The organism is Lentzea indica (assembly GCF_012184385.1).
GTDB classification, from domain to species: Bacteria; Actinomycetota; Actinomycetes; order Mycobacteriales; family Pseudonocardiaceae; genus Lentzea; species Lentzea indica.
The window spans coordinates 1-3,742 of the sequence record NZ_VSRL01000445.1 but is presented as its reverse complement, the minus strand read 5'-3'; the positions used below and the strand labels follow the sequence as shown (position 1 = coordinate 3,742).

7 protein-coding genes are annotated in these 3,742 nt (G+C 70.7%); all 7 read left to right on the top strand.

Annotation, left to right across the window (positions count from 1 at the left end):
* A partial coding sequence (locus tag FXN61_RS48055) for a DUF1015 family protein (RefSeq protein ID WP_167980430.1) occupies positions 1–942 on the top strand: 942 nt, incomplete at its 5' end.
* Between the two features lie 63 nt (positions 943–1,005).
* On the top strand, positions 1,006–1,131 hold the full coding sequence (locus FXN61_RS54985; RefSeq protein ID WP_281360889.1) for a hypothetical protein: 126 nt from the start codon (positions 1,006–1,008) through the stop codon (positions 1,129–1,131).
* 66 nt (positions 1,132–1,197) lie between these two features.
* On the top strand, positions 1,198–1,518 hold the full coding sequence (locus FXN61_RS48050) for an STAS domain-containing protein (RefSeq protein WP_167980429.1): 321 nt from the start codon (positions 1,198–1,200) through the stop codon (positions 1,516–1,518).
* A gap of 34 nt (positions 1,519–1,552) precedes the next feature.
* A complete protein-coding gene (aroH, locus tag FXN61_RS48045) occupies positions 1,553–1,915 on the top strand; it encodes a chorismate mutase (protein ID WP_109638912.1) in 363 nt (120 codons plus the stop codon).
* 3 nt (positions 1,916–1,918) lie between these two features.
* The gene (locus tag FXN61_RS48040) at positions 1,919–2,521 is read left to right on the top strand and encodes a DUF4937 domain-containing protein (protein WP_167980428.1); all 603 of its coding nucleotides are present in this window, start codon (positions 1,919–1,921) and stop codon (positions 2,519–2,521) included.
* A gap of 75 nt (positions 2,522–2,596) precedes the next feature.
* On the top strand, positions 2,597–3,283 hold the full coding sequence (gene cmk / locus FXN61_RS48035) for a (d)CMP kinase (RefSeq protein WP_167980431.1): 687 nt from the start codon (positions 2,597–2,599) through the stop codon (positions 3,281–3,283).
* On the top strand, positions 3,280–3,742 hold a 463-nt coding region (locus tag FXN61_RS48030; RefSeq protein ID WP_167980427.1), incomplete at its 3' end, for a lysophospholipid acyltransferase family protein. The genes cmk and FXN61_RS48030, both read left to right, overlap by 4 nt.

Below are 3,742 nucleotides of genomic sequence, written 5' to 3'. Positions count from 1 at the left end.
CCTGCCGCGCTCGCGGAGGGGACCGGGCTGCTCGACGCGCTGCCGCACGCCCGTGCCGAGCTCGCCGTGCTGATCAGGCGGGCGTACCGCGAGGTGACCGACGTCGTCGCGCCGTACCGGGTGGACGGACCGGACGGGACGGCGTGCGGGCTGCTGTGCATGGTCGACCCGGACGCGATCGCGCACACCGAGGACGTCTACCCGGACGTGGTCGCCGAACGCGGTCAGGTGCTGGCCTCGCTGGGCATCGCGACGAGCGCGGCGATGCTCATCCCGATCACTCCGCACGACGGGCTGACGACGTTGGTGCTGGGGATGACGGAGGAGCCCGCTGTGTCCCTTGTGGACTCGGGCGGGCGGCGGCACTGGGTGTGGCTCGTTGGGCCTGGCGCGAGGCAGGACGCGTTCGTCGAGGCGGCGGGCGCGCATCCGTTGCTCGTGGCGGACGGCAATCACCGTGTCGCCGCGGCCAGGGAAGCGGGACTGTCCGGACTGCTGGCGCTCATCACGTCCGGGCCTGGTCTGCGGGTCGGGCCGATCCACCGCGCGATCGTGGGCACCGGGTTGGGCGCGTCCGATCTGGTGACGGCGTGGGAACGGGTCGGGCTGGCGGTGTCGTCGTTGCCCTATGTCGTCGATCCGGAACCGGGCGTGGTCGTGGTGCGCTGCACCGACGAGGTGCTGAGAGTCGAACTCCCTGCGGGACAAGGGATCGACCATGCAGTCGTGGAGTCGTTGCTGCTGGACGAGGCGCTCGGGCTGAACCCGGAGAGTCCGTGCGTGCGGCCGGTAGTGGATCCGTCCGTGGAGGCCGAGGCGGTCTTGCTCATCGCGCCGGTGCCACTGCGGGAAGTGCTGGCCGGCACCAAAATGCCGCGCAAGAGCACGTACTTCACGCCCAAGCCGCGCAGCGGTCTCCTGCTGGCCGACTTGACACCGTAGGGCCCTGTCAGGCGGGATCGTTCGGCCCTGTTGACCGGTCGGTGACGCGGTGAGACTCGGGAGATGCGCCATGACGCGGCACCCTCGTTGCGAGCGGTCGGCCACCGCTGCGGTGACAAGGCTTTCGTGCACCGCCACGAGGTCCGCGCCCTGACCTTCGCCCAGGACGAGGACCTCGTGGCGGGATGAACGCGTTCGGAGTGCTGGTTGTAGCCGTTTCGGCGATCGAGCCGGCCACTGGTTGAGGCACACACGATGGAACCCCGACCAGACTTGCTGGAGGTACGTCGCCACGGCGCGGTGGTGACGCTCACCGGCGAGGTCGACCTGAGCACCGCCGACCTGCTGCGGTCCGAACTGGCCCTGGCCTGCGCGTTCGCGGACGGCGGGGGAGACGTCGTGATCGACTTCACCGGTCTGACGTTCATCGGGTCGAGCGGCGTGCACGTGCTGATCGAGACGGCCGCGCTGCTGGGGCAGCGCCGGCTCGTGCTGCTCGGCGGCGGGTGGGCCGCCTACGTGGTGAACCTGCTCGATCTCACGGTGCGGTACCCGAACATCATCGTCGGCAGATGAGCCTTCCCGGTCGTGCGACGCTAATGTCGATCGCATGGCTGTACGAGCGATCAGGGGAGCCACGCAGATCGACGCGGACTCGCGCGACCTGCTGCTGGAAGCCACGGCCGAGCTGGTGCGGGAGGTCCTGGACCGCAACGCGCTCTCACCGGACGACCTGATCAGCGTCGTCCTCACCGCCACACCCGACCTGACCTCCGAGTTCCCCGCCTACGCCGCGCGCCAGGCCGGGCTCTCGGACGTGCCGCTGCTCTCGGCCACCGAGATCGCGGTGCCGGGCTCCATGCCTCGCGTGATCCGCCTGCTGGCGCACGTCGAAACGGACCTGCCGCGGTCGTCGGTCAAGCACGTCTACCTGCGCGGGGCAGCGGCGCTGAGGACCGATCTCAACCACTGACACATGCTGATCAAACGGGTGCGGTGCCGCGTGACGGACCGGGACGCCTTCAGCCGGGGCCAGCAGGCGTGGGGTGCGCTGACGGGCCAGCCGGGCTTCCTCGGCCAATGCGGAGGCTGGAGCACACGTGAACCCGGCATCGCGTACGTCTTCGCGTGGTGGAGCTCGGCCGGTGACCACTCGGCGTTCCTGGCCGGACCGCACGACGACATCGCCGCGGCGCACAAAGGCACGTACGACGAGATCGACGTGCGGCTGTTCGACCGCGAGCTGACCATCGGCGCCGGGCCGGGGGACGGGAGCGTCGTCCGGCTCGCCCACTGCCACGTGCTGCCTGGCAGGGAGGAGCACTTCGCCGCCGCGCAGGCCGAGGTGTGGAATCCCGGCATGGTCGCGGCGCCCGGGATGAACGGCGGGTTGTTCGGGCGTGACGGGCAGGAGTTCCTGGTCCTGACGTGGTGGCGGACGGCCGGCGACCACGCGCGCTACCAGGAGGAGACGTTCCCGGCTCTGCGGGAGGCGTCCCTGGCCGCGGACGATCTCGGGGCGATCACCGGCGACGTTGTCGCGCTGGAGCCGTCGTGGGCCGTCCCGCCTGCGGTGTGAGCGTCCGCACCAGGCACAATGAGCACCGTGGGCGTCTCGGAGGGAGCTGTGGTGGGCCAGGGTCAGTTGCGCGGTGTGGTGGCACTCGACGGACCGGCCGGCACCGGCAAGTCCACCGTCGCGAAGCGGCTCGCGATGGCGCTGGACGCCCGCTACCTCGACACCGGCTCGATGTACCGAGCGGTCGCGCTGGCGGTGCTGCGGGCAGGGGTCGACCCGACCGACGAGGTCAAGGTCGCCGAGGTCGCGGACAACGCCGTGCTGCAGGTCGGCACGGATCCGGGGAAGCCGGGCATCACGCTCGACGGTGACGACGTGTCGGCCGAGATCCGCGGTCCCGAGGTGACGCTGGCGGTGTCGCCGGTGTCCGCGGCCAGGCACGTGCGGGAGCTGCTGGTCGACCAGCAGCGCGCGATCATCGCGGACGCCGTCGACACCGTGGGCGGCATCGTCGTCGAGGGGCGCGACATCGGCACCGTCGTGTCGCCAGAGGCGCCGCTCAAGGTCTACCTGACGGCGTCGGCGGACGCGCGTGCGCAGCGCAGGACCAAGCAGGACAACGCGGCCGGGCGTGAGTCCACTGTGGACGCGGCGCTCAAGGACGTGCAGCGGCGCGACAACTACGACTCGAGCCGCGCGGTGTCGCCTCTCAGGGCAGCGGACGACGCGGTCGAGGTGGACAACACCGACCTCGATCTCGCCGGCACCGTGGAGGCGCTGCTCGACCTGGTGGAACGGCGCGGGCTGAGGGTGACGGGGTGACCCTTCCCGGCGGCAGCCTGCCGTGGCTGACCGATCTCGGCAGGTGGATCGCGCGCGTGCCGTACGCGTGGCAGTTCCGGATTCGGGTGCACGGCCGTGACCGCGTACCCTTGAGCGGCGGCGTGGTCGTCGTCGCCAACCACAGCTCGATGGCTGATGGGCCGATCCTGTTCGGTGTGCTGCCCCGGCGCGTGACGTTCCTGATCAAGCAGGAGATGTTCAACGGTGTCGTTGGCTACCTCCTGGGCAAGATCGGTCAAATCTCCGTCAAGCGCGGAGAAGCCGACCGCACCGCGCTGATCAGCGCGTTGTCCGTGCTCAAGGCCGGTGGCGTGATCGGGATCTTCCCCGAGGGCACGCGCGGCGACGGCGGCGTGGCGAGCGCGCAGAACGGTGCGGCGTGGCTGGCCAAGACGTCCGGCGCGATGGTGCTGCCGATCGCCTGCCGCGGGACGTACC